Consider the following 24,219-nt stretch of genomic DNA (forward strand, 5'->3'; position numbering starts at 1 on the left):
CGGGCCGGTTTCGTTTCCGGATGATGTGGAGATCCCATGGCTCATCTGCGTTCCAGACGCCGGCTCGCTCTCGCCGTACCCGTCGTGCTGTCCCTGACCGCCTCGCTCGGCTTCCTGCCGGGGGCGGCCTCGGCGGCCCCGCGGACGGTGTCGGCCGAGCAGGCGACGGACGCGCCCACCTTGGCGTACGTCGTCAACACCGAGGTGGACCGCCGCACGATCGCCTCGGTGAAGCGGGCGGTCGCCGAGGCCGGCGGAACCGTCGTGGTCACGTACGACAGGATCGGTGTGATCGTCGTCCACTCGGCGAACCCGGACTTCGGCAAGGAGATCCGTGAGGCGCGCGGCGTGAAGTCGGCCGGCGCCACCCGTACCGCGCCGCTGACCCGCGCGGGGACCACCGACGAGGGCGCCGCCGACTATGTGACGGCCGCCGAGGCGGCGCGGACGAAGGCCGCCTCCGCGGACACTCCCGGCAGCGAGCCGCTCGAGGCGGACCAGTGGGACCTGCGGGCGATAGGCGCCGACAAGGCCGCGAAGATCAACCCGGGCAGCAGCAAGGTGACCGTCGCCGTGATCGACACCGGCGTCGACGACACCCACCCGGACCTGGCCCCGAACTTCTCCGCCTCCCAGTCGGCCAACTGCGTGGGCGGCAAGGCGGACACCAGCGAGGGCGCCTGGCGGCCGTACACGGACGAGGACTACCACGGCACCCATGTGGCCGGTGAGATCGCCGCGGCCCGCAACGGCATCGGCGTCGCCGGTGTCGCGCCCGGCGTCAAGGTGGCCGGCATCAAGGTCAGCGACCCGGACAACGGACTGTTCTACCCGGAGAACGTCGTCTGCGCCTTCGTGTTCGCCGCCGACCACGGTGTGGAGATCACGAACAACAGCTATTACGTGGACCCGTGGCTGTACAACTGCATGGACGACCCGGACCAGAAGGCGATCGTCGACGCGGTCAACCGGGCCCAGCTGTACGCGCAGCGCAAGGGCACGCTGCACCTCGCCTCGGCCGGCAACTCCAACCACGACCTGGCCTCGGACGCCATCGACGACGCGTCCAGCCCGAACGACACCACTCCGGTCGAGCGCACCATCGACCCAAGCGAGTGCTACGACCTCCCGACCCAGCTCCCGGGTGTGGTCACGGTCAGCGCGACGGGTGTGCAGAACCTCAAGTCGTACTACTCCACGTACGGCCACCGGGTCGTCGACGTGGCCGCGCCGGGCGGTGACCGCAAGTACCAGATCCCGGACACCCCGTCACAGAACGGACGCATCCTGTCCACGATGCCGAACGGCGAGTACGCCTTCCTGCAGGGCACCTCGATGGCCTCGCCGCACGCCGCCGGTGTCGCCGCGCTGCTGAAGTCCAAGCATCCGTGGGCCTCTCCGGCGGCGCTGCAGGCGCTGCTGAAGGCCCAGGCGAACAACCCGGGCTGCCCGGAGTCGTACGACCAGGACGGTGACGGCGTGCAGGACGCGACATGCGAGGGCGGCAACCGGGTCAACGGGTTCTACGGCTTCGGCATCGTCGACGCGCTGCGCGCCGTCAAGTGAGCCCGCGGTCCCGCCCGTCCCGTCCTCCCGCAACAGTGAACGAACTGGAGACTTCATGACAGCGTCTCACCCGCGCCACCGCCGCGCGCTCGTCGTCCCGGCCGGAATGGCCATGGCGACCGCGCTGGCGTTCCTGCCGAACACCGCGGCCACCGCCGCCCCGGCCGACGGCCGGCCGGCCGCGGCCGCCGCCGACGCCGACGCGGCCTCGCTCAGTTATGTGGTCAACGTCCGGGGCGGACACGGCACACCGGCGCATGTGAAGAAGGCGATCGCCAAGGCCGGCGGCACGATCGTGACGTCGTACGACAGGATCGGCGTCATCGTCGTCCACTCCTCCAACGCCGATTTCGCGAAGACCGTCCGCACGGTGCGCGGCGTTCAGTCGGCCGGTGCCACCCGCAACGCCCCGCTGCCCTCGGCGGTCACCGCGGACATGGGGACCCCGAAGGTGCTCAGTGCCTCCGAGGCCGCCGAGGCGCGGGCCGAGGCCGCGGACGGGCAGGATCCGCTCCAGGGGCTCCAGTGGGACCTGCCCGCCATCAAGGCGGACCAGGCGCACGAGAAGTCGCTGGGCAGCTCGAAGGTCACCGTCGCCGTCATCGACACCGGCGTGGACGACACCCACCCGGACATCGCGCCCAACTTCGACCGGGCCGCGTCCGTCAACTGTGTGACGGGCAAGCCGGACACGAGCGACGGTGCCTGGCGGCCGAGCGCGGAGGAGAGCCCGCACGGCACGCATGTCGCCGGTGAGATCGCCGCCGCCAAGAACGGCATCGGCATGACGGGGGTGGCGCCCGGGGTGAAGGTGTCGGGCATCAAGGTGTCCAACCCGGACGGCTACTTCTACACCGAGGCCGTGGTGTGCGGCTTCATGTGGGCGGCCGAACACGGGGTCGACGTCACCAACAACAGCTATTACACCGACCCCTGGTACTTCAACTGCGAGGACGACCCGGACCAGAAGGCGCTCCTCGAGGCCGTCACCCGGGCCACGAAGTACGCGGAGCGCAAGGGCGCGGTCAATGTGGCCGCGGCCGGCAACGAGAACTACGACCTCGCGGCCGACGAGATCACCGACCCGGTCTCCCCCAACGACGGCACCCCGTCGGACCGGGTCGTCGACCCGAGCGAGTGCCTCGACATCCCGACCCAGCTGCCGGGTGTCGTGACGGTGGCGTCGACCGGCGCCAAGGGTCTGAAGTCGTCGTTCTCCAACCACGGCCTGGGGGTCATCGACATCGCCGCGCCCGGCGGCGACTCGACGGCCTATCAGACGCCGGCCCCGCCCGCCACCAGCGGTCTGATCCTGGGCACGCTGCCCGGCGGCAAGTGGGGCTACATGGCGGGTACGTCGATGGCCTCCCCGCATGTCGCGGGTGTCGCCGCGCTGATCAAGTCGACGCACCCGTACGCCCCGCCGGCGCTGGTGAAGGCCCTGCTGTACGCGCAGGCCGACGCCACCGCCTGCACGGACCCGTACGACATCAACGGCGACGGCAAGGTCGACGCGGTGTGCGAGGGCCCGAAGAACCGCAACGGCTTCTACGGCTGGGGCACCGCCGACGCGCTGGACGCCGTGACGCGGTAGTCCGTACGGACGTCGTCGAGAAGAGGGGGCCGGGCGGATGCGCCCGGCCCCCTCGCCGTCGCAGTCCGTTCACCGCGACCCTCCCGTACGTTGACCGAGTCGATCCCGCATAGTGCCGTCATGACTGATATCGCGTCCGCCTGGTCCGCCCTGGGCGGCGATCCCGCCCTCCTCACACGTGTGTCGGCCGTCGAACGGCCCGGTGTGCTGCCCGCCCGGCTCCCGGTACGGGATGTGGCGCGCGCCTGTGTGGGCGCGTGCGCGCTGGCCGCCGCCGAACTCGGGGCCCGGCGGGCGGGGGGCGGCGAGGTGCCGGCGGTGCGGGTGGACGACGGGGCGGTGGCGACGGCGTTCGTCAGCGAGCGGCATCTGCTGGTCGCCGGGCGGGCCCCGGAGAGCTTCGCGCCGCTGTCGCGGTTCTGGCGCACGGCGGACGGGTGGGTGCGCACGCACGCCAACTATCCCCACCACCGGAGCCGGCTGCTCGCCGCGCTGGGCGTGGCGGAGGAACCGGACGCGGTGGCGGCGGCGCTCGCGGAGCGGTCCGCGCGCGAGGCCGAGGAGACGGTGTACGCGGCGGGCGGCCTCGCCGTCGCCCTGCGCGGGCCGCAGGAGTGGGCGGCGCACGAACAGGCCGCGGCCCTGCGGTCCCGTCCCCTGGTCGAGTTCGCGCGGCTGGACGCCTCCCCCGCGCGGGTGCTCACGCGGGTGGGCCGGGATCCGCTCCTGCCGGCCGCCGGGCTGCGGGTGCTGGACCTCACCCGGGTCATCGCCGGCCCGGTCGCCACCCGCACCCTCGCGCTGCTCGGCGCGGACGTCCTGCGCGTGGACGCCCCGTGGCTGCCGGAACTCCCCGACCAGCACGCCGACACCGGCTTCGGGAAGCGGTCGGCGCTGCTGGACCTGGGCACCGGCCGGGACACCTTCGAGGAGCTGCTCGCCACGGCGGACGTGGTGGTCACCGGATACCGGCCGGGCGCCCTGGACCGTTTCGGGCTGACTCCGCAGGCGCTCGCCGAGCGGCGGCCCGGAGTGGTGGTGGCCGAGCTGTCGGCGTGGGGCGCGTATGGGCCGTGGGGCGGCCGGCGCGGCTTCGACAGCCTGGTGCAGGTGGCCACGGGGATCGCCGCGGTCGAGGGGACGGAGGACCGGCCGGGAGCACTGCCGGCCCAGGCGCTCGACCACGGCACGGGGTACCTGCTGGCGGCCGGGGTGCTGCGGGCACTCACCGGGCAGACGGACGAGGGCGGGAGCAGGCTCGTACGGGTGGCACTGGCGCGGACGGCGGGGTGGCTGCTGGAGGGGGCGGCGGGGTGGCTGCTGGAGGGGGCGGGGCGCGCGGAGGAGCCGACCGCCGGTGAGGTGCGTCCCGGCCCCTGGCTCGCGGAGGCGGACAGTGCGCTGGGCAGGCTGCGCCACGCCCTGCCGCCGGTGACGTTCGCCGACGGTCCGGGCGACTGGGTGCGATCGCCGGGGAGATGGGGATCCGACCCGGCACGCTGGAACTGACGGATTCCGGCACACAAATGGAGTCGCAATCTTCGCATTCCGCCCGGCACTTGCCCTCGCCTGTGCGATCTTGTGAAGATCCTGGGGTGACTCCGATGAAACCCAGGTCCGGGGTGACCGGTGCGCACGGGGGCGCACGGCGTCCCGGCGCCGGGCGGGCCACTGCCGTACTCGTGCTGGTGGCGCTGGGCGCGCTGATACCGCTGCTCGGTCCGTCCCCGGCGCTGCACGGCACGGGGGAGGCGGACGCGCCCGGCACCGGCGGGATAGCCCTGCTGCGCACGGCGCTGTTCGCGGCGCTGGCCATACCCGTCGGCGAACTGTTCGTACGGCGGCTCGCCCGCTCCGTTCCCGGCGCTCCCGCCGCCCTGCCCCACAGCTGGTCCGCCGCGGCGAACTCCACCGGCTTCGTGGCCGCCCTCGGCCTCGCCTCCGTCGTGGCCACCGGCAATCTGATCCCCGACGGCATCGCGGACATCGACGTCGGCGGCCTCTACGACTCCCGGGACGGCAAACTCGCCCTGCTGGAGGTCAACGGTTTCCTCGTGGCGGCGCTGTGCGCCGCCTCCGGCCGTCCCGGGACACAGGTCTGGCCCCTGACCGCGATCGTCGTCGCGGAGGCCCTGCGCGCGCATCCGGGCACCGAGTACAGCCCGCTGATCGGCTCCGGGCTGACACTGGTGCATCTGACGTGCGCGTCGCTCTGGGCGGGCGGTCTGGTGTACGCGCTGCGCACGCTGAGGCTGTGGCAGAAGACGGAGGCGGGAGCCGCGCTGCTGGGGCGCTACGCGCGCGCGGCGACCGTTCTGCTCGCCGCCATCACCGGGACGGGAGTGTGGAGTTCGCTGCGCCGGATGCCGTCGGAGACCATCCTGGAGCAGCTGACGGACACGGCGTACGGGCGTGTGCTGGTCGCCAAGGTGATCCTCATGGCGGGTGTCACCGCCCTGGCGCTGTGGGCGCGGATCCGGCTGGCCCGCGCGGCCGATCCGCTGAGCGCGAGTTCACCCGCGCGGGCGGAGGTGTACGCGCTCGCGCTGGTGGTCGCGGTGTCAGGACTGCTGACGGCGCTGCCGGTGCCGATCCGCTGGTGAACGCGCGCCCCGAACGGTTCCCGGAACCCGTCCGGACATGTCCTGTATCCGAACGGGCGGCCCGTACAGGGCACCTGACGGAGAGCGGTGTCGGTCGCGGCCCGTATCCTCATGGACCATGCTCGAAGACCTCACCGCCGCAGCCTCCTCCCCCACCGCGTGGCCGACCGCGTATCCCCGGGGATACGCGGTCGTTGACGTGGAGACCACGGGGCTGGCCCGGGACGACCGCATCATCTCCGCGGCCGTCTACCGGCTGGACGCGCGGGGCGAGGTCGAGGACCACTGGTACACGGTGGTCAATCCGGAGCGGGATCCGGGCCCGGTGTGGATCCACGGCCTGACGAGCGGGATGCTCGAGGGGGCGCCCCTCTTCCGGGACGTCGCCGCGGAGTTCGCGACCCGGCTGGAGGGCCGGGTACTGGTCGCTCACAACGCCGTCTTCGACTGGCAGATGATCGCCCGGGAGTACGCCCGCGCGCGCGGTGAGGCGCCGGTGAAGCAGCGTCTGTGCACCATCGCCCTCTCCAAGGAGCTGAAGCTTCCGCTGCCCAACCACAAGCTGGAGTCGCTCGCCGCGCACTTCGGCGTCGTGCAGCAGCGGGCGCACCACGCACTGGACGACGCACGGGTGCTGGCCGAGGCGTTCCGGCCCAGTCTGCGGGCCGCGGCGGCGGGTGGTGTACGGCTGCCGTTGCACGAGTGCCTGCCGTTGACGGAGTGGACGGACCGGCCCCGCATCGGGCAGCAGGCGGGTCACGGCGGCTACCGGCCGGCCAGTTGGCGCCCGTCCCGCAAGCGGCCCGCGTGCCCCTATCCCAACCCGGGGCGGTACGAACCGGGCAAGCGGCTCAAGCAGGGGATGCGGGTGGCGTTCTCCGGTGACACCTCCGTCGAGCGGGACCTGCTGGAGGACCGCGCGACCGAGGCGGGGCTGCATGTCGCCGGCAGTCTGTCCCGGCTCACGAGCCTCCTCGTCACCAACGACCCGGAATCGGGCACGTCCAAGGTGGTCAAGGCCCGGCAGTACGGCACACCGGTGGTCGACGAGGCGGCGTTCGGCCAGCTGCTCGGGGACGTCGAGTCCGCGTCGTCGGGCTGAGCGGGGCGCGACGGCCGGACCGTACGGACGGGTGATTGACGGGCGACTCGCCCGCCACCCGCTCGCCCCGCCCGGGCCGACGGCCCACCCTGTGGCCCATGGCGACATGCGAAGTGTGCGGCAACAGCTACGGAATGACCTTCGAGGTGCACGCGCAGGGCGTGGTGCACGTCTTTGACTGCTTCTCCTGTGCGATCCACCGCATGGCCCCGATCTGCGAGCACTGCCGGGTGCAGATCATCGGCCAGGGCGTCGAGGCAGACGGGCACTGGTACTGCGGCGCCCACTGCGCCCGCGCGGAGGGAAAGGCGGGGATCGTGGATCGGGTGTGAAGGGACGTACCCGCCTCAATGCACCCCGCGGCCGGGTTGTACGGTCGTGGGGTGTACCGCTTTCTGTTGTCCCGCCAATGGGTGATCATCACCCTGGTCGCCCTGCTGCTCATCCCCACGATGATCTGGCTGGGCAGCTGGCAGATGGGCCGCCACGACGAGCGCGCCGCCCGGAACCAGCTGGTCACCGACGCGCTGGCCGCCGATCCGGTGCCCGTGCAGCGGCTGGCGTCCCCCGGACACGCCGTGACCCGCGGCGAGCGGTACCGCACCGTGACCGCCGAGGGGCACTTCGACACGGCCCGCGAGGTCGTCGTCCGCCGCCGCACCAATGCCGACGACAAGGTCGGCTTCCACGTCCTCACCCCCTTCGTCCTCGACGACGGCAGGGTCCTGCTCGTCAACCGGGGCTGGATCCCCGCGGACGGGCCGAGCCAGACCGCCTTCCCCGAGGTCCCCGCCCCACCGCGCGGTGAGATCACGATCCGGGGCCGGCTGATGCCCGACGAGACCACCGAGGCGAGCGGTATCAAGGACCTCGAGGGTCTGCCGGACCGGCAGATCATGCTGATCAACAGCGAGCGGGAGGCCGGGCGGCTCGGCGCCCGGGTGCTCGGCGGCTATGTGGCGCAGACTGCGCCGGAGCCGAAGGACGGCACACCGGAACGGCTCGGGAACCCCGGCGAGGAGAACGCGGCGCTGAACTACGCGTACGCCATCCAGTGGTGGCTGTTCGCGGCGGCCGTGCCGGTCGGCTGGGTCGTCCTGGTGCGCCGCGAGCGCCGGGAGCGGACACGGACGGCGACCGAGGACGCGGACGTCGAGGATGCGGAACCCGCGGTGGTGTAACCGGCCCGTTCAGGAGCCACGCGCCGTAGCCGGGAATCACCGGACCGTGCTGTGACCTGCGCTCCTCTCCCGGTTCTGGGCACTCTGTGCGAGAGTGACGCGGCGTGCCGGACGGATGGGCCATCCGTCCGGTGTCATCCGGGCGGGCCCTCCGCGCAACTCTCCCCCGAGGGCCCAGCACTCCAAGGACGGGGACGGTGATTCATGGCCGGCAATGCCATGACCGCGACGTTCCTCGCCGTGATCGGCGGGGCGTCGCTGCTCGCCGTCACCGCGCGACGGCTCCGGCCGAGCGACAGGCTGCCCTCGCTGGAGGGCTGGGCGCTGGCCGACCGGAGTCTCGGCCCCGGCTGGACCTGGCTCCTGCTCGGCGGGACGATCTACACGGCGTACACCTTCACCGCCGTACCGGGTCTGGCGTACGGCAACGGCGCACCCGCCTTCTTCGCGGTGCCGTACACGGTGATCGTCTGTCCGCTCGCGTTCGTGCTGCTCAGCCGGTTGTGGAGCGTGGCCCGGCGGCATGGCTACATCACCGCCGCCGACTTCGTGCGCGGCCGCTACGGCTCGCCCCCGCTGGCCCTCGTCGTCGCGCTGACCGGGATCCTGGCGACGATGCCGTACCTGGCGCTCCAACTGCTCGGCATCCGCGCGGTGCTCAGCGCGGGCGGACTGTATCCGCGCGGTGCCACCGGGGACCTGGTGATGGTGGCGGTGTTCGCCGGACTGGCCGTGGCCACCTACCGGCACGGGTTGCGTGCGCCCACGGTGATCTCCGCCCTGAAGGCGGTGGCGGTGTTCGTCTCGCTCACCGCCGTCTGCTGGCTGGTCCTCAGGCGGTTCGGCGGTTTCGGCGCGGTCTTCGACGGGGCCGCGCGGGCCCTCGGCGGTACGGACGCGGCGCACTCCCCGCTTCTGCTGTCACCGGAGCAGCAGCCCGCCTACGCCACGCTCGCGCTCGGATCCGCGCTGGCCCTGCTGATGTACCCGCATGTGCTCACCGCCGGGTTCGCCGCCGACGGCACGCGCACGCTGCGCAAGGTGTCGGCGGGGCTGCCCGCCTGGACCGCGCTGCTGGCGCTGTTCGGGTTCCTCGGCATCGCCGCCCTGGCGGCCGGGGTGCGGGCCCCCGAGGGCGGTGCCGAGGCGGCGGTGCCGATGCTGGTCGACCGGCTGATGCCGGGCCCGCTGGCCGGGCTGGTGTTCGGCGCGATCGTCGTGGGGGCGCTGGTGCCGGCGGCGGTGATGTCGATCGCCGCGGCGACCAGCTTCGTACGGAACGTGTACGTCGAGTACGTCCACCCGACGGCCACGCCGAAACGGCAGGTGCGGGTCGCCAAGGCGGTGTCGCTGACCGCGAAGGTCGGTGCCGTGGCGTTCGTGTTCGGGCTGCGCGACCAGGACGCCATCAACCTCCAGTTGCTCGGCGGGGTGTGGATCCTGCAGGTCTTCCCGGCGGTGGCGGTCGGCCTGTACACGCGGTGGTTGCATCCGCGGGCGCTGCTCGCCGGGTGGACCGTGGGCATGGCCGCCGGAACGTACCTGGTGGTGCGCGAGGGGTTCTCCTCCATCGTGCCGCTCGACACCGGCGCCGGACCGGTGGAGATCTACGCCGGGGTCGCCGCCCTGCTGCTCAATCTGACCGTCGCGGTGGCCGGCACCGCGGTCCTCGCACGGCTCGGTGTCGCACGCGGCGCCGACGCCACCGACCTGCCGTCCCGCCTGATGGCCGGGCGGCGTCCGGAGACGGGAGCGAACCACCCATGAGACGCCGACAGCATGCCCGGACCACTCTGCCGCCGGCCCTCGCGGCGCCCCCACCCCCGCCTTCGCCCCCGCCTGCGGCGGCGGTCCCGGCCGGACCGCTCGGGCCCGCCGTCACCGGACCGGCCGATCTGGAGCGGGAGGCGGGGGTCGCCCGTCTCTTCGAGCTGCACTATTCCTCGATGCTGCGGCTCGCCGTGCTGCTCGGCGCCGACGACCCGGAGAACGTGGTGGCGGAGGCGTACTACCAGATCTACCGCAGGTGGCGGCGGCTGAAGGACGTGGCCGCGGCGGAGGCGTATCTGCGCTCCACCGTCTGCAATCTGACCCGGATGCGGATACGCCACCTCCAGGTCGCCCGCCGGCACGAGGAGCGTCCGCCGGCCCCGTCCGACGAGACCGTGGCCTCCGCCGAGAACACCGCGCTGCTCCACGACGACCAGCGGGTGCTGATCGACGCCCTCCAGCATCTTCCGGCCCGGCAGCGCGAGGCGTTGGTGCTGCGGCACTGGCTCGGGCTGAAGGAGAGCGAGATAGCCGCCGCGATGGGCATCACCCGTGGCTCCGTCAAGACACACACCTCGCGCGGAATCGCCGCGCTGACCCAGGCGATGGAGGCCCGGCGATGACGCATCGAGATGCGACTCCGTCGCGTGGCACCAGCACGGACCGCACGGACCACGACCGGGCCGAGCCGCCCCGCCCGCCGGCCACGGAGCGCACCGAACGGGAACTGCGCGACGCTCTCCAGGCGCTGGCCGGAGGGGTACTGCCCGATCCCGACGCCTACCGCACCGCGCGCGGCGAGTGGCTGCGCCGGGAACGCCGGCGGCGGCTCGTCCTCGCGGTACTCGTCGCCGTCGTCTTCGCGCTGGCCACGCTGATCGGTTTGTGGGTGCTCAACCAGGCCCCTGCCGACCCCGGTGTCATCTTCTCCGGCAACGGCGCCGCCGCGGCCGACGGTCCGTCACTCCCCCGGTTGCGCCACTGATTGCCGCACCCGATGGCAGGGAACCCGCACTCCGTGCACCGTATCGAGGACTACGCGCTCATCGGCGACGAACAGACCGCTGCCCTGGTGGGCGCGGACGGCTCGGTCGACTGGCTCTGCCTGCCACGCTTCGACTCGGCGGCCTGCTTCGCCCGGCTGCTCGGCGACGAGGACAACGGGTACTGGCGGATCGCCCCGGTCGGGGCGGACCGGTACACCCGTCGCTCGTACCGCCGGGACACCCTGGTCCTGGACACCGAATGGGAGACCCCCGAGGGGGCGGTGCTGGTCACCGACCTGATGCCGCAGCGTCACCGCGCACCCGACCTGGTGCGGATCGTGCAGGGCGTACGGGGTGAGGTGACCGTGCGCAGTACGCTCCGGCTGCGGTTCGACTACGGCTCGGTCGTCCCCTGGGTACGCAGGTCCGACGGGCACCGGGTGGCCGTGGCCGGTCCGGACTCGGCGTGGCTGCGCAGCGTCCCGGAGGTGCCCACGTGGGGCGAGGACCTGGGCACCCATTCGGAGTTCACGGTGAAGGAGGGTGAGCGGGTCGCGTTCGTACTGACCTGGCATCCCTCCCACGAGCCGCGGCCCGCGCTGGTGGACCCTTACTCCTCCCTGCGGCACAGCGTCAAGGACTGGCAGGACTGGGCGGCCCAATGCTGTTACGACGGCCCGCACCGGGACGCGGTCGTCCGGTCGCTGATCACGCTCAAGGCGCTCACCTACCGCCCCACCGGCGGCATCGTCGCCGCGCCCACCACCTCGCTGCCGGAGGAGCCGGGCGGGGTGCGCAACTGGGACTACCGCTTCTGCTGGCTGCGCGACTCCACGCTGACGTTGAGCGCGCTGCTGGCCGCCGGATTCCAGCAGGAGGCGGAGGCCTGGCGCAACTGGCTGCTCCGCGCGGTCGCGGGCGACCCGGCGGACCTGCAGATCATGTACGGGCTCGCGGGCGAGCGGCGGTTGCCGGAGTTCGAGCTGCCGTGGCTGTCCGGTTTCGGCGGCGCCACGCCGGTGCGGATCGGCAACGACGCCGTGAACCAGCTCCAGCTGGACGTGTACGGCGAGGTCGTGGACTCCCTGGCCCTGGCCCGGCGTTCGGGGCTGTCGGCACAACCGGACGTGTGGGCCCTGCAGTCGGCGCTGTTCCGTTTTCTGCGCACGGCGTGGCGGCAGCCGGACGAGGGGCTGTGGGAGGTGCGCGGCGGCCGGCGCCAGTTCGTGCACTCCAAAGTGATGGTGTGGGTGGCGGCCGACCGCGCGGTGCGCGCCATGGAGGACTTCCCGGATCTCGAGGGGGACCTGGACGGCTGGCGGGAGCTGCGGGACGAGGTGCACCGGGAGGTGTGCGAGAAGGGGTACGACCCCGCGCGGAACACGTTCACGCAGTCCTACGGCTCACGTGAGCTCGACGCGGCGCTACTGCTGATCCCCCGCGTGGGCTTTCTGCCGCCGGACGATCCCCGGGTGCTCGGCACCATCGAGGCGGTCCGCACGGAACTGTGCGAGGGCGGGTTCGTACGCCGCTACACCTCGGACGCCGCGGCCCTCGACGGGCTGCCCGGCCACGAAGGCACGTTCCTGGTGTGTTCGTTCTGGCTGGCGGACGCCCTGCACATGACCGGCCGGACGAAGGAGGCGCGCGAGCTGTTCGAACGGCTGCTGGGGCTCGCCAACGACGTGGGGTTGCTGGCGGAGGAGTACGACCCGGTGGGCGGGCGGATGCTGGGGAACTTTCCGCAGGCGTTCAGTCACATCGGTCTGGTGAACACCGCCCTCGCCCTGTACGGGGGCGAGGGGGCAGGATAGAGCCATGGATCTTGGGCTGAAGGACCGGGTGTACGTCGTCACCGGGGCGACCCGCGGACTGGGCAACGCCTCCGCGCGGTCGCTCGTCGCCGACGGGGCGAAGGTGGTCGTCACGGGGCGGGAGGAGAAGTCCGTCGCTGAGGCGGCGTCCGCGCTGGGGCCGGACGCGGTCGGGGTGGCCGTCGACAACGCGGACCCTGAGGCGCCGGCGCGGCTGATCGCTGCCGCGCGGGAGCGGTTCGGGCGCTTCGACGGCATTCTCGTCAGCGTGGGCGGGCCGCCGCCGGGGTTCGTCGCCGACACCACCGACGAGCAGTGGCGGTCGGCGTTCGAGTCGGTGTTCCTCGGCGCGGTGCGGATGGCGCGGGCGGCGGCGGGGGAACTGGGCGAGGGGGGCGTCATCGGGTTCGTGCTGTCGGGGTCGGTGCACGAGCCGATTCCCGGGCTGACGATCTCGAACGGGCTGCGGCCGGGGCTGGCCGGGTTCGCCAAGTCGCTCGCGGACGAGCTGGGGCCGCGGGGGGTTCGGGTGGTGGGGCTGCTGCCGGGGCGGATCGATACGGACCGGGTGCGGGAACTGGATGCGCTGTCCGCGGATCCGGAGGCTACGCGGCAGGCCGCCGAGTCGCGGATTCCGTTGCGGCGGTACGGGACGCCGGAGGAGTTCGGGCGGACGGCGGCGTTTCTGCTGTCGCCGGCGGCTTCTTACATGTCGGGGGTGATGGTGCCGGTGGACGGGGGTCTCCGGCACGGGTTCTGATCCACCCGGCGCGGAGTCGGGGCGGGGCAGGGGCTGGCTGCGCAGCCCGGCGCCGGCGGGGTGCCTCCCCCACTCTCGGCTGCGCTCGAGCGGGAGGTAACCCCACCGCCCACCCGTGCCGCCCCGGGGTACCTCCCAGGCCCTCAGAACCCCTATCGGAACGCGGTTCGGCCGAGAGTCTGCTGCCAGAGGTAGGTGTAGAGCTGCCATGGCAGGATCCGGCTGTGACGTGTGATGTGTGTGGACACGAGATGCGGCAGGCGCCGGTAGCGGAACGGCGAGAGGCGTGGGACTTGCCGGTGAAGGAGCGGTGGTTCTGCTGCTGGTGCTATGCGTGGACCGAGCAGGGACATGATCCCCATGAGGTTTCGCGGCCGCAGTACCAGCCCCTGCACGGGCGCTGGGAGCGGGCAGAATCACCGAGCCTCCCTGAGAACGTGGCCCATGCCTATGACACGGCCTACGCCTACACAGGTTCCGGCGCGACCCTGTGCGGCATAGAACACGAGGGTCTCTCGGTCTCTCCGTACTGGTGGATGCCGGATCGGAGCAACGCGTGTGGCGCCTGCAAGGAGGCCGCGGAGGTCATTGACCAGCGCTGGCCGTTGGAAATGCGTCGCGGGAATCGTGTCAACCCCACGCCTCCCCCCGGTTCCTGCTGGCCCGCCTTCTAGGGTTGCCAGCCGTGTTCGGTGCCACGGCGAGCGATCACTGGTTTCACCCCGAGGTCCCAGACTGGGCGGCAGCACCACGTCCGGGCGGCGCCGGGGCCTGCCGCGTTTGCCCCGCACCGGCGGCACGGCCTGCAGCAGCGGGATGAGCTGGGTGACGTCATTGCGAGCGGCAACGGGGGCGCCACGAAAGCAGGAGCCGATGCGGGAGCGGGCTAGGTTACTCGTTCGGGGCGGTGTTTTGCCGCATGCAGGCGGACCTCCGTCGGCAGGGTGGTGAGGCCCGTCGAGTCGCGGGCGTGGGTGAGGGCGCCGGTGGTGAGTGTGTGCAGGGCGCTGCCGGGGTCGACATGCGGTTCCAGGGTGAGGCGCATCCGCGTCCGGGGGTTGCCGCGGCGGCCGGTGAGCACGACGTGGGCCTCCGCGACGCCGTCCAGGCCGTTGGCCTCCTGGGCCAGGACGTGTTCCAGTGCCCGGCCGCGCAGGGCCGCTCCCTCGCCGTCGCCGGTGTCGACGAGTAGCTCGGCCGGCCTCCGCCTGCGCAGCACCGCGAGCAGCCACCACAGGAGGAGCAGGACCAGTACGGCGAGGGCGGCGATGACGACCGGCCACCACCAGCCCGCGTCCCGCCACCGGGTCCGCTCGGCCTCGTCCAGCAGCACGTCGTGCCGTCCGTCGTGCAGCCACCAGGAGGGGGCCGGCGCCCCCAGCCCAATCGCCAGCACCGCACCGCCGAGGGCGAGCAGCACGAGGCCGGCGAGTGCGAGCAGCACACGGTTGACGCTCTTGAGCACGGCTGTCACCCCTTCCGTCCGGGCCGCCGCACACGCAGCGACAGTGCGGGCGGCCGGGCCAGGCCCAGCCCTTCGACCGCCTCGTCGAGCACCGCGGACAAGTCGGCACGTACGTCATCCAGTTCACGGAAGTGCGACACCGCGCGGACATCGGCGCGGGCGCGCTTCACCCTGACCCGGGCCGACTGCACCCCGGCCACCTCCATGGCCCTGTCACGCAGCACCATCGCGGCGGCGTCTCGATGGAGTCCCGCGCGTACGTCGGGATGGGTGCGGCGCATCGGGAGCAGGGAGCGCAGGCCGGGCGTCACGGCGAGCAGGAACAGCCAGAGACCGAGCGCGGCCGCGACGCCCGCACCGGTCAGCACCCAGATGTCGTCCAGGGGCCGCTCAGCCAGTTGCCGGGCCAGTTCCCGGCGCCAGCTCATCCCGTCCCGGTGGGCGCGTACGGCGGCGATGTCATACAGGAACGCACCCGCGATCACCAGGGTCACCAGCGCGAGCAGGGCCGCGGGGACCCGGCGTGCCGTCCAGAAGCGCCTGTGCCCGTCGTCGGCCCCTCCGGCCTCGGCCGCCCGGTCCTCCGCGGGCGGCGGGCTCTGCTCCGCGACCGCACCGTGGGGTTCGCTCATCGCGTCCTCCCGTGTTCCGCGCCGAAGGCCGCCGTCGGATGCAGCCGCTCCACCTGGACGACGACCTCCGGAACGGTCATGCCCGTCAGGGCGCGCACCCGGTCGACCACTCGGCGCCGCACCTGTCGGCACCGGCGGCCGATGTCGCCGGGGTAGTCGAGTTCGATGTGCACGCGGACCCGGGCGGCGTCGTGACCTACGACCACGTTCGCATGCGGTGGTGCGGCGCCCGGCGCCGGCGTGCCGAGGGCCTCGCGCGCCGCCTGCGAGGCGATCTTCGCGACCACCCGGTCGGCGATCCTGGTCGCCCCGCGTTCGCCCGCCACGACGTCGGCCGGACGTCCGCCCAGTTCGACGGCACCCGTGCTCACCGCGGTCACCGCCGCCGTTCGTCACGAGGGCGGAAGAAGTCGCCGAGTTCCAGGTCCCCCTCGAGGAACCGCCCGACGACGAAACCGACGGCGCCCAGGGCAGCCACCAACAGAAAGGCACCGAATCCGCCGAAGTATCCGGCGAAGCCCAGTGCCATGCCGGCGATCATGCCGACCACGGCCATGCTCATCGTGCGCTCCTCCGCTCACCGAGTCTCACTGAAGGCGGCCCTCCGGCTCCTCGTCCTCCTCGTCGGGCAGTTTCACGTCGCTCACCGCGATGTTGACCTCGACCACTTCCAATCCGGTCATCCGCTCGACCGCCGCGATGACGTTCTCCCGTACATCCCTGGCGACGTCGGCGATGGAGACGCCGTAGTCGACGACGATCTCCAGGTCGAGTGCGGTCTGCACCTCTCCGACCTCGGCCTTCACACCGCGTGCGACCGACTTGGTGCCGCCGGGCACCCGGTCGCGTACCGCTCCGAAGGTCCGCGACAGCCCGCTGCCCATGGCGTGGACACCGAGCACGTCCCGGGCGGCCAGCCCGGCGATCTTCTCCACGACTCCGTCGGCGACCGTGGTGCGGCCACGGGTGGAGGGGTCACCTCCGCCACGCCGGCTTCCCTGACCCTTCCGCGGGGTGCTCTCCACGAGGTTCTTCTCGGGGTCGGAGGCTCGTACCGAGCCTCCGTCGGTCATGTCGGTCATCGCCGTACATCCCTTCGGTCGTCCTCCTTCGACAACCGTATGCATGGTTGCCCGATATCGCGCCAGGAATGCGGCAGGCTGGAGGAGTGACAGCGGACCGATGGACGCACGCGGTGAGGCAACAGGTGGGATTGGGCAGGATCGTGCCCCTGGGGGAAACGCGTGACGGCGCGTGGATCGCGGAGCGGGCGGCGGCGGTACTGCTGCGGCGCGCGGTGGCACGGGGTGCGCCCGGCGTGCGCATGGACGGTCTGCGGATCGGGCTCGCCGGACCGGAGGACGCGGGCGAGCCGGCCGTGCCGACCCCGCCGAGCGCGCTGCCGCCGGGGCCGCTGCGGCTGACCGTGGAGTTCGCGGCCACGGCGGTGCAGCCGCTGCCGGTGACGGCGTCCCGTCTGCGTGCGGCACTGGCCGAGGCCGCGGCGGAACGGATCGGGCTGGTGGTGACGGAGGTCGACCTGCGGGTGACGGAGCTGCTGGACGCCGAGCCGCCGCCCGCACCGCCCGTCGCGCCGGCGCGCGAGCCCGAGCCGTCCGACCGGCCGGACCCCGGCGACTCGGTGGCGGGCCGTGTCGCGGCTGCCGCGCTCGCCGTCCCGGGGGTGACCCGGCTGACGGGCACGCTGGGCCGCCCGGTCCATCTGTCCGAGCACCCGGGCGGTGCGGCCCTGCCCCGCCGCCACGTGCGCGTGGACCTCGCGGTACGGGCGGATCGCCGGCCCCTGGAGGTGGCCCGAGCGGTCCGCGAGGCCGTGGCGGCGACACTGCCGGACCGGCCGACGGTAGCCGTCCTGGTGACCGCGCTCGACCGACCGGCCCCCACCGGGACCCGCGGTGCGGGCGGGTCACCGTCCCCGGGAGGCGGTGCGAGCAGCGCATGAGGCCGTGGTGGAGGTACCGCCGGACCTGCCGGCGGCCGGTGACCGCCCACTGCCGGGGACGGGCGTCGCCCGTGTCCTATTCGCCGAGTCCGGCCAGGTCGCGCAGGCGGCGCGCCTGGGCAGCTCGTTCGGCGGCGCGCTGCTCCTCGTAGGTGCGGTCCTGGGCGCCGCGCAGGAGGGTCTTCGTCTCGATGACGGCGTCCCTGGGCGCGGCCAGCAGCGCCGCGGCGAGGTCCTGGACGGTCGCGTCCAGACCGGCCGCGGGAACGGCGAGGTTGGCCAGGCCGGTGTTCACGGCCTCTTCGGCCGTGACGAAGCGCCCGGTCGCGCAGATCTCCAGCGCGCGGGCGTAACCGACGAGGCCGACGAGAGGGTGCGTGCCGGTCAGGTCGGGGACGAGGCCGAGGCTGGTCTCGCGCATGGCGAACTGCACATCGTCCGCGACGACGCGCAGGTCACAGGCGAGGGCCAGCTGGAAACCGGCTCCGATGGCGTGTCCCTGCACAGCGGCGATGGACACGATGTCGCTGCGCCGCCACCAGGTGAACGCCTCCTGGTACACGGCGATGGTGGCGTCCAGTGCGGCGTCGTCACCGCGCGCGAGGTCGATGAACGACGGCTCGCCCTCGATTCCCTCGGGGGTGAGCATCTGCCGGTCGAGCCCGGCGGAGAAGGACTTGCCCTCCCCGCGCAGCACCACGACCCGGACGGAGCCGGGCAGCAGCCTGCCCGCCTCGGACAGCGCCCGCCACAGAGCGGGGCTCTGCGCGTTGCGCTTGGCCGGGTTGGTCAGCGTCACCGTGGCGATCGTGTCGTCGACGGTGAGCCGTACGCCGTCCTTGTCGAGTACCGGACCGAGGTCCTGGGCGGACGAAGCCATGGGGCGCCTCCGATGGGTGCGGTCATCTAAGTGACTGCACAGTAACCACCCGGCCGGTCAGTCGACCGACCGGGTGGCCACCATCGGGTTCTCGTGTCGTCCGGGGTCAGGCCGAAGGGGCCTTTTTGCCCCGTGTCGCCCCGCCACGCCCTCGCAGCGTGACGCCCGACTCGCTGAGCATGCGGTGCACGAAGCCATACGAGCGGCCGGTCTCCTCGGCCAGCGCCCGGATGCTCGCACCGGCGTCATACTTCTTCTTCAGGTCTGCCGCGAGCTTGTCGCGCGCGGCGCCGGTCACCCGGCTGCCCTTCTTCAGAGTCTCGGCCACCCGTGCCTCCTCATGGGAAGTGCGCTCTGGTCTCCTCATGATCACCCCTCCCGGCCTCGATGGCCACCCATTCGGCAAGGTCGATGGGACAAGGTTGTGACGACGGGAGCGCATCCCCACATACGGAATTACTGATTCCGGGAGGTGCCGTCGACACCTCTCCTCGGGTTCTTCCGAGAAGTACCTGGTCAGAAAGGCGCGGCGGCCGGCCCCCGCGTCGGCGGGAACGCGGCCGCGAAATCCGTGTAGGACACACCTCGGGATGAGGAGATCTCACACGAATGATGGATCACCGATGGGCCGAATGATCCATACGCAGTGGATCACCTCTTCGATCAACCCCGGCTGACCGCTCCGGCGCCTCAGGCGAGGGCGACCAGGTCCGCGTAGTCGGCACCCCACAGGTCCTCGACGCCGTCCGGCAGCAGGATGATCCGCTCCGGCTGGAGCGCCTCGACGGCGCCCTCGTCGTGCGTGACGAGGACGACCGCGCCCTTGTAGGTGCGCAGGGCGCCGAGGATCTCCTCGCGGCTGGCCGGGTCGAGGTTGTTGGTGGGCTCGTCGAGGAGCAGCACGTTCGCCGACGACACGACGAGGGTCGCCAGCGCGAGACGGGTCTTCTCGCCGCCGGAGAGGACACCGGCGGGCTTGTCCACGTCGTCGCCGGAGAACAGGAACGAGCCGAGCGTCTTGCGGACCTCGACGAGGTCGAGGTCGGGGGCGGCGGAGCGCATGTTCTCCAGAACCGTGCGTTCCGGGTCGAGGGTCTCGTGCTCCTGCGCGTAGTAGCCGAGCTTGAGGCCGTGGCCCTCGATGACCTGGCCGGTGTCGGGCTTCTCGGCGCCGCCGAGGAGACGGAGCAGGGTGGTCTTGCCCGCACCGTTGAGGCCGAGGATGACGACGCGGGAACCCTTGTCGATGGCCAGGTCGACGTCGGTGAAGATCTCCAGCGAGCCGTAGGACTTCGACAGTCCCTCCGCCATGAGCGGGGTCTTGCCGCACGGGGACGGCTCGGGGAAGCGCAGCTTGGCGACCTTGTCGGACTTCCGCTCGGCCTCCAGGCCGGCCAGCAGCTTGTCCGCGCGGCGGGCCATGTTCTGCGCGGCGACGGTCTTGGTGGCCTTGGCGCGCATCTTGTCGGCCTGAGAATGCAGCGCGGACGCCTTCTTCTCGGCGTTCTGCCGCTCCCGCTTGCGGCGCTTCTCGTCGGCCTCGCGCTGCTGCTGGTAGAGCTTCCAGCCCATGTTGTAGACGTCGATGGTGGCGCGGTTGGCATCCAGGTAGAACACCTTGTTGACGACCGTCTCGACCAGGTCGACGTCGTGGGAGATCACGATGAAGCCGCCGCGGTAGGTCCTGAGGTAGTCGCGCAGCCAGACGATCGAGTCGGCGTCGAGGTGGTTGGTCGGCTCGTCCAGCAGCAGGGTGTCCGCGTCGGAGAACAGGATCCTGGCGAGCTCGACGCGGCGGCGCTGACCACCGGAGAGGGTGTGCAGGGGCTGGCCGAGCACCCGGTCGGGCAGGTTCAACGCGGCGGCGATGGTGGCAGCCTCGGCCTCGGCGGCGTATCCGCCCTTGGTGAGGAACTCGGTCTCCTGGCGCTCGTACTGTTTGAGGGCCTTCTCACGGGTGGCGCCCTGCCCGTTGGCGATGCGCTGCTCGTTGTCGCGCATCTTGCGGATCAGTACGTCGAGACCGCGGGCGGAGAGGATGCGGTCACGGGCGAGGACGTCGAGGTCGCCGGTGCGGGGGTCCTGGGGCAGGTAGCCGACCTCGCCGGAGCGGGTGACGGTGCCTCCGGCAGGGATGCCCATGCCCGCGAGGACCTTGGTGAGAGTGGTCTTGCCCGCGCCGTTGCGGCCGACCAGGCCGATGCGGTCGCCCTTGGCGACGCGGAAGGTGGCGCTTTCGATGAGGACGCGGGCACCGGCGCGCAGCTCGATGCCGGAGGCGGAGATCACGGACAGACTCCTGGGCAGGTATGGGGTGGCGGTGGGCGGCTGAGGACGTTCCCGCCGTCTAATGCGCGAGGAGAATGGCCATGAGAACCATTCTAACGGGGCCGTGCAACAGCTTTTTCTGCGTGCCGGCGTCCCGGTGGTTGTCAGTGCCCGATGCCAGACTGGGTGGCAACTGGACATTCCGGTGCACGCGAGACACAGGGAAGTGATCGTCATGGCAGGCACGGGCGGCGGGCGTCCGAGCGTCATTCCGACGTTGTTGTACGGGGACGCGAAGGCGGCGATCCGGCAGCTCACGGAGGCATTCGGCTTCAGGGAGCTGTCCGTCTACGAGGGCGAGGACGGCATGGTGATGCATGCCGAGCTGGTGCAGGGCAACGGCGTGGTGATGCTGGGCTCGAAGGGCCGCGGCGGGGCGTTCGACACGGCGATGAAGGGCGCGGGCCCGGCCGGGGTGTACATCGTCGTGGACGATGTCGACGCACACCACCGCCGCGCGGTGGAGCAGGGCGCCGAGATCCTCATGCCTCCGACCGACCAGGACTACGGCTCACGGGACTACATGGCCCGGGACGTGGAGGGCAACGTCTGGAGCTTCGGCACGTACGCCCCGGAGACCGGGGGCTGAGGGACCGGTCCTCGGGACGGCGCGGAGGCGCTGTCCCGGGAGCCTGCCCCGGAGCAGCCGTGCGGCCGAGCGGTGCTCGGGACGGTGGCGTCGGGGTCAGCCGCCGGTGTGGACGTGGAAGGCGGCTCGGCGGACCGCCTTGGCCAGGGCCGGGTCGGGATGGGCGGCCGCGAGGGCGACCAGGACCTGCACGGTACGCGGATGGCCGACGGCGCGCACCTCGCTGAGAAGCGCGGGGACGGTCGGCTGCACCGCGGACTCCAGGTGCCGGACCAGCAGCGGGGCCTCACCGTGGTCGGCGACGGCGGCGGCGGTGTCCACCCACAGCCAGGTGGACTCCTCCCGGGTGAGGACCTCGTGGGCGTCCTCGGGGTCGGCGCCGTCGTGCTCGGCGAGCCACAGCAGTGCGTACGGCCGCAGCGTCGGCTCGTCGAGCACGGCGCGGACCTCGGGTTCGGCGGGGGCGCCGACCACGCGCAGCGCCTCGAAGGCGAGGCCGCGCAGCAGGGCGTCCTCGCCGCGGGCGGCGTCGATCAGCTCGGTGACGGCGCTGCCGACCGGCCGGGCGGCGAGCCAGGCCCGGTATTCGGCGCGGGCCGCGTTGGGGCGCAGTCGGCCGCAGCCGCGCAGCATGTCCTCGGCGCCCTGCTCGATGTTCCCGGCGGGGCTCTGCGCGGCGACGCAGATCTGCTCCAGCTTGACCCACACCGCCCAGCTGCCGAGCGGGGTGAGCGTGGCCTGCCCGTCGCCGTAGGTGAGGGCGCCGACGGAGGCCAGGGCGCGCAGCGCCCAGTCGAGCAGCGGCTCGAGCGGGGCGTCGGCGGTGGCCGGCGCGGGGCGGGGCACATCGGCCTGCGGCACGTAGTCGATCTCGCAGCGTTCGGTACGGAGCTCGGTGACCCGCTGCTGCAACAGGTCGAGGAGCTGGGGTACGGGGACGGGGCCGGCCGACAGCTGGAGGAAGGAGAGCACCTGCGGCATGGCCGTGACGACCTCGGCGACGGCGGCGGGCTCGTACGCCGCGGGTTCGGGATGGGCCAGCGACCAGGCGTCGCACAGGGCGACCCAGCCGCGCAGTACAGCGCTGTCGTCGCGGTTCCAGGCCCGCAGCCGCCAGCCGGGACGGGCGGTGTCGCCGTGCACCTCGATGAGGCCGGCCAGCCGGGCGGTGTCCCAGTCGGCGCGGACCTGAGTGGGGGTCAGGCCGAGTGCGAGGGCCGCCCGTTCCGCGGTCGCGTCGGAGAGGGTGGCCTTGCCGTCGGCGGTGGCGCTGTCCCCGCCGGGGCCGAGGGCGGCGTCGGCCCAGCGGGCTACGCGGGCCGCCGCGGCCAGACCGGAGCGCGCCATTCTGGCCAGCTCCGCCGGTGCGGGGGTGCCCTCCGGAGGGCGTGGCGCGGGACGGCGCGGGCGCTGCTGGTTGATCGCTGTGGGGGCGGCGGCCAGGGGTCGCGGGCGGACGAGTCGAAGCCTGGAGTCGCGCGGGATACGGGACGTCACGGATGCAGTCTCGCGGTTGACGGTCCGAAAACCCAAACGGAATGCCGGCGGGGGCGCGGGGGCGGCCCGCACCCGGGGTCTGGAAGCGGGCGGAGGGAGGGAATCAGGCCACTCGTACGCGACTAAACGGAATCTTCGGAACCGGCTTCACATCAACGGGGTGAGGAAGCGCCGCAGGGCCTCTTCGTAGGCTTCCGGGTCGGCGTTCCACATGGCGGCGTGGGCAGCGCCCCTGACGGTGTGCAGGGTGACGGTGTTCGGGTGGGCCGCGGCGAGGCGGCGGGAGAACCGCCAGGGAGCCACCGTGTCGTCGGGACCGTGGAAGATCTGCGTGGGGACACCGACCCGGTCCAGGTGGACGGCGCCGGGGCTGCGCTCGCCGTACAGGCCCGTGCGGCCCTGGGCGGCGCGGACGGCCAGCGGCAGCAGCACGCCCGGGGTGCGGTGGGCCGCGGCGAGGGCGCGCAGGGTCGCCTCCCAGCTGAGCACGGGCGAGTCGAGGACGAGGCCGGCGACGCGTTCGCGCACCTCGGAGCGGGCTGCGGCTCGCAGTGCCATGGCCGCGCCGCTGGACCAGCCGTAGAGGATCACCTGCCGGGCGCCTGAGCGCACCGCGTGGTGCAGGACCGCGTCGAGATCGCGCCACTCCGTCTCGCCGAGGTGGTTGAGGCGGTCCGGGGAACTCGGTGCGCCGGGGTCGCCCCGGTGGGCGGGGGCGAGCACCGGGAAGCGGTGGCGGTGCAGGAACTCCATGACGTTCATGGCGTGTTCCCGGGTGGTGCCGAGACCGTGCACGGCGATCACCCAGGTGTCCCGGGCGCCCGGCACGAACCAGACGGGCAGAGAACCGAGTTCGCCGGGGACTTCGAGGGCGGTGTGGTCCAGTCCGAGGGCGGTGCCCGGGTCGCCGGCGTACAGGTTCGGGGTGAGCCAGGCCCGGTCGCCGGGTTCCGGGGTGCCGTGCGTGACGCGTTCCAGCCGGCGCACGACGGTGTCGGCGGATGTCGAGGCGCCGGACAGCACGGGTCCGACGACGGCGTGGAAGCCGTCGCCGGTGAGACCGTGGCGGCCGGCCCGGAGCGCGGCGAGATCGCGGGTGAGGGTGACCTGGCCGGCGGCGGTGGCGTGGACGGTGAGCCGTGGTTCGGTGGGCAGGGGGCCGTCCGGCGGGATCCTGAGGGCGGCGTCGCTGGCGAACCGGCCGGCGGCCACTGCGGCGGCGCCGGCCCCTATCACGGCGGTGACGGCAGCGGCCGTCGCTCTGACAGTGCGCACGCCTTCCAGTGTCCGGTCGCAACGCACAACCGGCCAGTGGGCGCGGTGCCGCGCCGGTCCGGACGGGCGGGAACCGGCCCCGGCTGGTCCGGCTCACCTCCACCGCGGTTCGGCCCTGGCCACTCCGGTCGGCACCGGCCGCCCGATTCCGCTTGAGGCCGCTCCCCTCAGGCATGTGCGCGCCCCGGGCGCAGCACCCGGGAGCTTCATCGCC

General features: G+C 72.6%; 24 protein-coding genes and 1 pseudogene. 14 read left to right on the forward strand and 11 right to left on the reverse strand.

What is annotated here, in order from left to right; all coding sequences use genetic code 11:
* Positions 1-36 precede the first annotated feature (36 nt).
* The 12 genes from ACZ5C2_RS18105 (at position 37) to ACZ5C2_RS18160 (ending at position 13,376) form a co-directional block, all read left to right on the forward strand.
* Positions 37-1,566 (forward strand): S8 family peptidase, encoded by a 1,530-nt coding sequence (locus ACZ5C2_RS18105; protein WP_468791717.1) that lies wholly within the window; start codon positions 37-39, stop codon positions 1,564-1,566.
* A 55-nt stretch (positions 1,567-1,621) separates the two neighbouring features.
* Positions 1,622-3,160 carry a S8 family peptidase gene (locus ACZ5C2_RS18110; RefSeq protein WP_468791720.1) on the forward strand — a complete coding sequence of 513 codons (1,539 nt, stop codon included), beginning with the start codon at positions 1,622-1,624 and terminating at the stop codon, positions 3,158-3,160.
* A gap of 120 nt (positions 3,161-3,280) precedes the next feature.
* Positions 3,281-4,669 carry a CoA transferase gene (locus tag ACZ5C2_RS18115; RefSeq protein ID WP_468791723.1) on the forward strand — a complete coding sequence of 463 codons (1,389 nt, stop codon included), beginning with the start codon at positions 3,281-3,283 and terminating at the stop codon, positions 4,667-4,669.
* Between the two features lie 95 nt (positions 4,670-4,764).
* On the forward strand, positions 4,765-5,763 hold the full coding sequence (locus ACZ5C2_RS18120; RefSeq protein ID WP_468791726.1) for a CopD family protein: 999 nt from the start codon (positions 4,765-4,767) through the stop codon (positions 5,761-5,763).
* A gap of 118 nt (positions 5,764-5,881) precedes the next feature.
* Positions 5,882-6,865 carry a DEDDh family exonuclease gene (locus ACZ5C2_RS18125; protein ID WP_468791729.1) on the forward strand — a complete coding sequence of 328 codons (984 nt, stop codon included), beginning with the start codon at positions 5,882-5,884 and terminating at the stop codon, positions 6,863-6,865.
* Positions 6,866-6,963: 98 nt separating this feature from the next.
* The gene (locus ACZ5C2_RS18130) at positions 6,964-7,197 is read left to right on the forward strand and encodes a hypothetical protein (RefSeq protein ID WP_468791732.1); all 234 of its coding nucleotides are present in this window, start codon (positions 6,964-6,966) and stop codon (positions 7,195-7,197) included.
* Between the two features lie 51 nt (positions 7,198-7,248).
* Positions 7,249-8,046: an SURF1 family cytochrome oxidase biogenesis protein gene (locus ACZ5C2_RS18135; RefSeq protein ID WP_468791735.1), complete on the forward strand. Its 798-nt coding sequence runs from the start codon at positions 7,249-7,251 to the stop codon at positions 8,044-8,046.
* Positions 8,047-8,250: 204 nt separating this feature from the next.
* The gene (locus tag ACZ5C2_RS18140) at positions 8,251-9,813 is read left to right on the forward strand and encodes a sodium:solute symporter family protein (protein WP_468791738.1); all 1,563 of its coding nucleotides are present in this window, start codon (positions 8,251-8,253) and stop codon (positions 9,811-9,813) included.
* Positions 9,810-10,439, forward strand: coding sequence for an RNA polymerase sigma factor (locus ACZ5C2_RS18145; protein ID WP_468791741.1), 630 nt, complete (start codon positions 9,810-9,812; stop codon positions 10,437-10,439). The genes ACZ5C2_RS18140 and ACZ5C2_RS18145 overlap by 4 nt, the downstream gene beginning before the upstream one ends.
* Complete coding sequence (locus tag ACZ5C2_RS18150) at positions 10,436-10,801, forward strand: hypothetical protein (protein WP_468791744.1); 366 nt, start codon at positions 10,436-10,438, stop codon at positions 10,799-10,801. The genes ACZ5C2_RS18145 and ACZ5C2_RS18150 overlap by 4 nt, the downstream gene beginning before the upstream one ends.
* 33 nt (positions 10,802-10,834) lie before the next feature.
* Positions 10,835-12,616, forward strand: coding sequence for a glycoside hydrolase family 15 protein (locus ACZ5C2_RS18155; protein ID WP_468791747.1), 1,782 nt, complete (start codon positions 10,835-10,837; stop codon positions 12,614-12,616).
* Between the two features lie 4 nt (positions 12,617-12,620).
* Positions 12,621-13,376 carry an SDR family oxidoreductase gene (locus ACZ5C2_RS18160; protein ID WP_468791750.1) on the forward strand — a complete coding sequence of 252 codons (756 nt, stop codon included), beginning with the start codon at positions 12,621-12,623 and terminating at the stop codon, positions 13,374-13,376.
* Between the two features lie 755 nt (positions 13,377-14,131).
* On the opposite strand, the pseudogene ACZ5C2_RS18165 reads toward ACZ5C2_RS18160, so the two are convergent.
* From ACZ5C2_RS18165 to ACZ5C2_RS18190, 6 genes and pseudogenes are all read right to left on the reverse strand, one after another.
* Positions 14,132-14,215 (reverse strand): annotated as a pseudogene (locus ACZ5C2_RS18165) (IS5/IS1182 family transposase); the annotation flags it as partial.
* A 47-nt stretch (positions 14,216-14,262) separates the two neighbouring features.
* Positions 14,263-14,850 carry an alkaline shock response membrane anchor protein AmaP gene (gene amaP / locus ACZ5C2_RS18170; protein ID WP_468791753.1) on the reverse strand — a complete coding sequence of 196 codons (588 nt, stop codon included), beginning with the start codon at positions 14,848-14,850 and terminating at the stop codon, positions 14,263-14,265.
* A complete protein-coding gene (locus tag ACZ5C2_RS18175) occupies positions 14,847-15,473 on the reverse strand; it encodes a DUF6286 domain-containing protein (protein ID WP_468791756.1) in 627 nt (208 codons plus the stop codon). Before ACZ5C2_RS18175 ends, amaP begins: the two co-directional genes overlap by 4 nt.
* A complete protein-coding gene (locus tag ACZ5C2_RS18180) occupies positions 15,470-15,853 on the reverse strand; it encodes a hypothetical protein (RefSeq protein WP_468791759.1) in 384 nt (127 codons plus the stop codon). The genes ACZ5C2_RS18175 and ACZ5C2_RS18180 overlap by 4 nt, the downstream gene beginning before the upstream one ends.
* Complete coding sequence (locus ACZ5C2_RS18185) at positions 15,850-16,035, reverse strand: hypothetical protein (protein WP_437091831.1); 186 nt, start codon at positions 16,033-16,035, stop codon at positions 15,850-15,852. Before ACZ5C2_RS18185 ends, ACZ5C2_RS18180 begins: the two co-directional genes overlap by 4 nt.
* 25 nt (positions 16,036-16,060) lie before the next feature.
* Positions 16,061-16,555: an Asp23/Gls24 family envelope stress response protein gene (locus tag ACZ5C2_RS18190; protein WP_468791763.1), complete on the reverse strand. Its 495-nt coding sequence runs from the start codon at positions 16,553-16,555 to the stop codon at positions 16,061-16,063.
* Positions 16,556-16,623: 68 nt separating this feature from the next.
* Between ACZ5C2_RS18190 and ACZ5C2_RS18195 the strand changes: the two genes are divergently transcribed.
* Entirely contained in the window at positions 16,624-17,436 is an 813-nt protein-coding gene (locus ACZ5C2_RS18195) for a nucleopolyhedrovirus P10 family protein (RefSeq protein ID WP_468791766.1), read from the forward strand.
* Between the two features lie 76 nt (positions 17,437-17,512).
* Here ACZ5C2_RS18195 and ACZ5C2_RS18200 read toward each other — a convergent pair whose 3' ends face one another.
* From ACZ5C2_RS18200 to ACZ5C2_RS18210, 3 genes are all read right to left on the reverse strand, one after another.
* The gene (locus ACZ5C2_RS18200) at positions 17,513-18,316 is read right to left on the reverse strand and encodes an enoyl-CoA hydratase/isomerase family protein (RefSeq protein WP_468791769.1); all 804 of its coding nucleotides are present in this window, start codon (positions 18,314-18,316) and stop codon (positions 17,513-17,515) included.
* A gap of 106 nt (positions 18,317-18,422) precedes the next feature.
* Complete coding sequence (locus ACZ5C2_RS18205; RefSeq protein ID WP_029385158.1) at positions 18,423-18,644, reverse strand: helix-turn-helix domain-containing protein; 222 nt, start codon at positions 18,642-18,644, stop codon at positions 18,423-18,425.
* Between the two features lie 362 nt (positions 18,645-19,006).
* A complete protein-coding gene (locus tag ACZ5C2_RS18210; protein WP_468791772.1) occupies positions 19,007-20,605 on the reverse strand; it encodes an ABC-F family ATP-binding cassette domain-containing protein in 1,599 nt (532 codons plus the stop codon).
* Positions 20,606-20,819: 214 nt separating this feature from the next.
* Between ACZ5C2_RS18210 and ACZ5C2_RS18215 the strand changes: the two genes are divergently transcribed.
* The gene (locus ACZ5C2_RS18215) at positions 20,820-21,233 is read left to right on the forward strand and encodes a VOC family protein (RefSeq protein WP_468791775.1); all 414 of its coding nucleotides are present in this window, start codon (positions 20,820-20,822) and stop codon (positions 21,231-21,233) included.
* 96 nt (positions 21,234-21,329) lie between these two features.
* On the opposite strand, the gene ACZ5C2_RS18220 is transcribed toward ACZ5C2_RS18215, so the two are convergent.
* Together ACZ5C2_RS18220 and ACZ5C2_RS18225 are read right to left on the reverse strand one after the other, a co-directional pair.
* On the reverse strand, positions 21,330-22,730 hold the full coding sequence (locus ACZ5C2_RS18220) for a hypothetical protein (RefSeq protein ID WP_468791778.1): 1,401 nt from the start codon (positions 22,728-22,730) through the stop codon (positions 21,330-21,332).
* Positions 22,731-22,877: 147 nt separating this feature from the next.
* Positions 22,878-24,005, reverse strand: coding sequence for an alpha/beta hydrolase (locus ACZ5C2_RS18225; RefSeq protein WP_468791781.1), 1,128 nt, complete (start codon positions 24,003-24,005; stop codon positions 22,878-22,880).
* Positions 24,006-24,219: the final 214 nt, after the last annotated feature.

It is taken from the genome of Streptomyces sp. NPDC031365 (genome assembly GCF_055569765.1).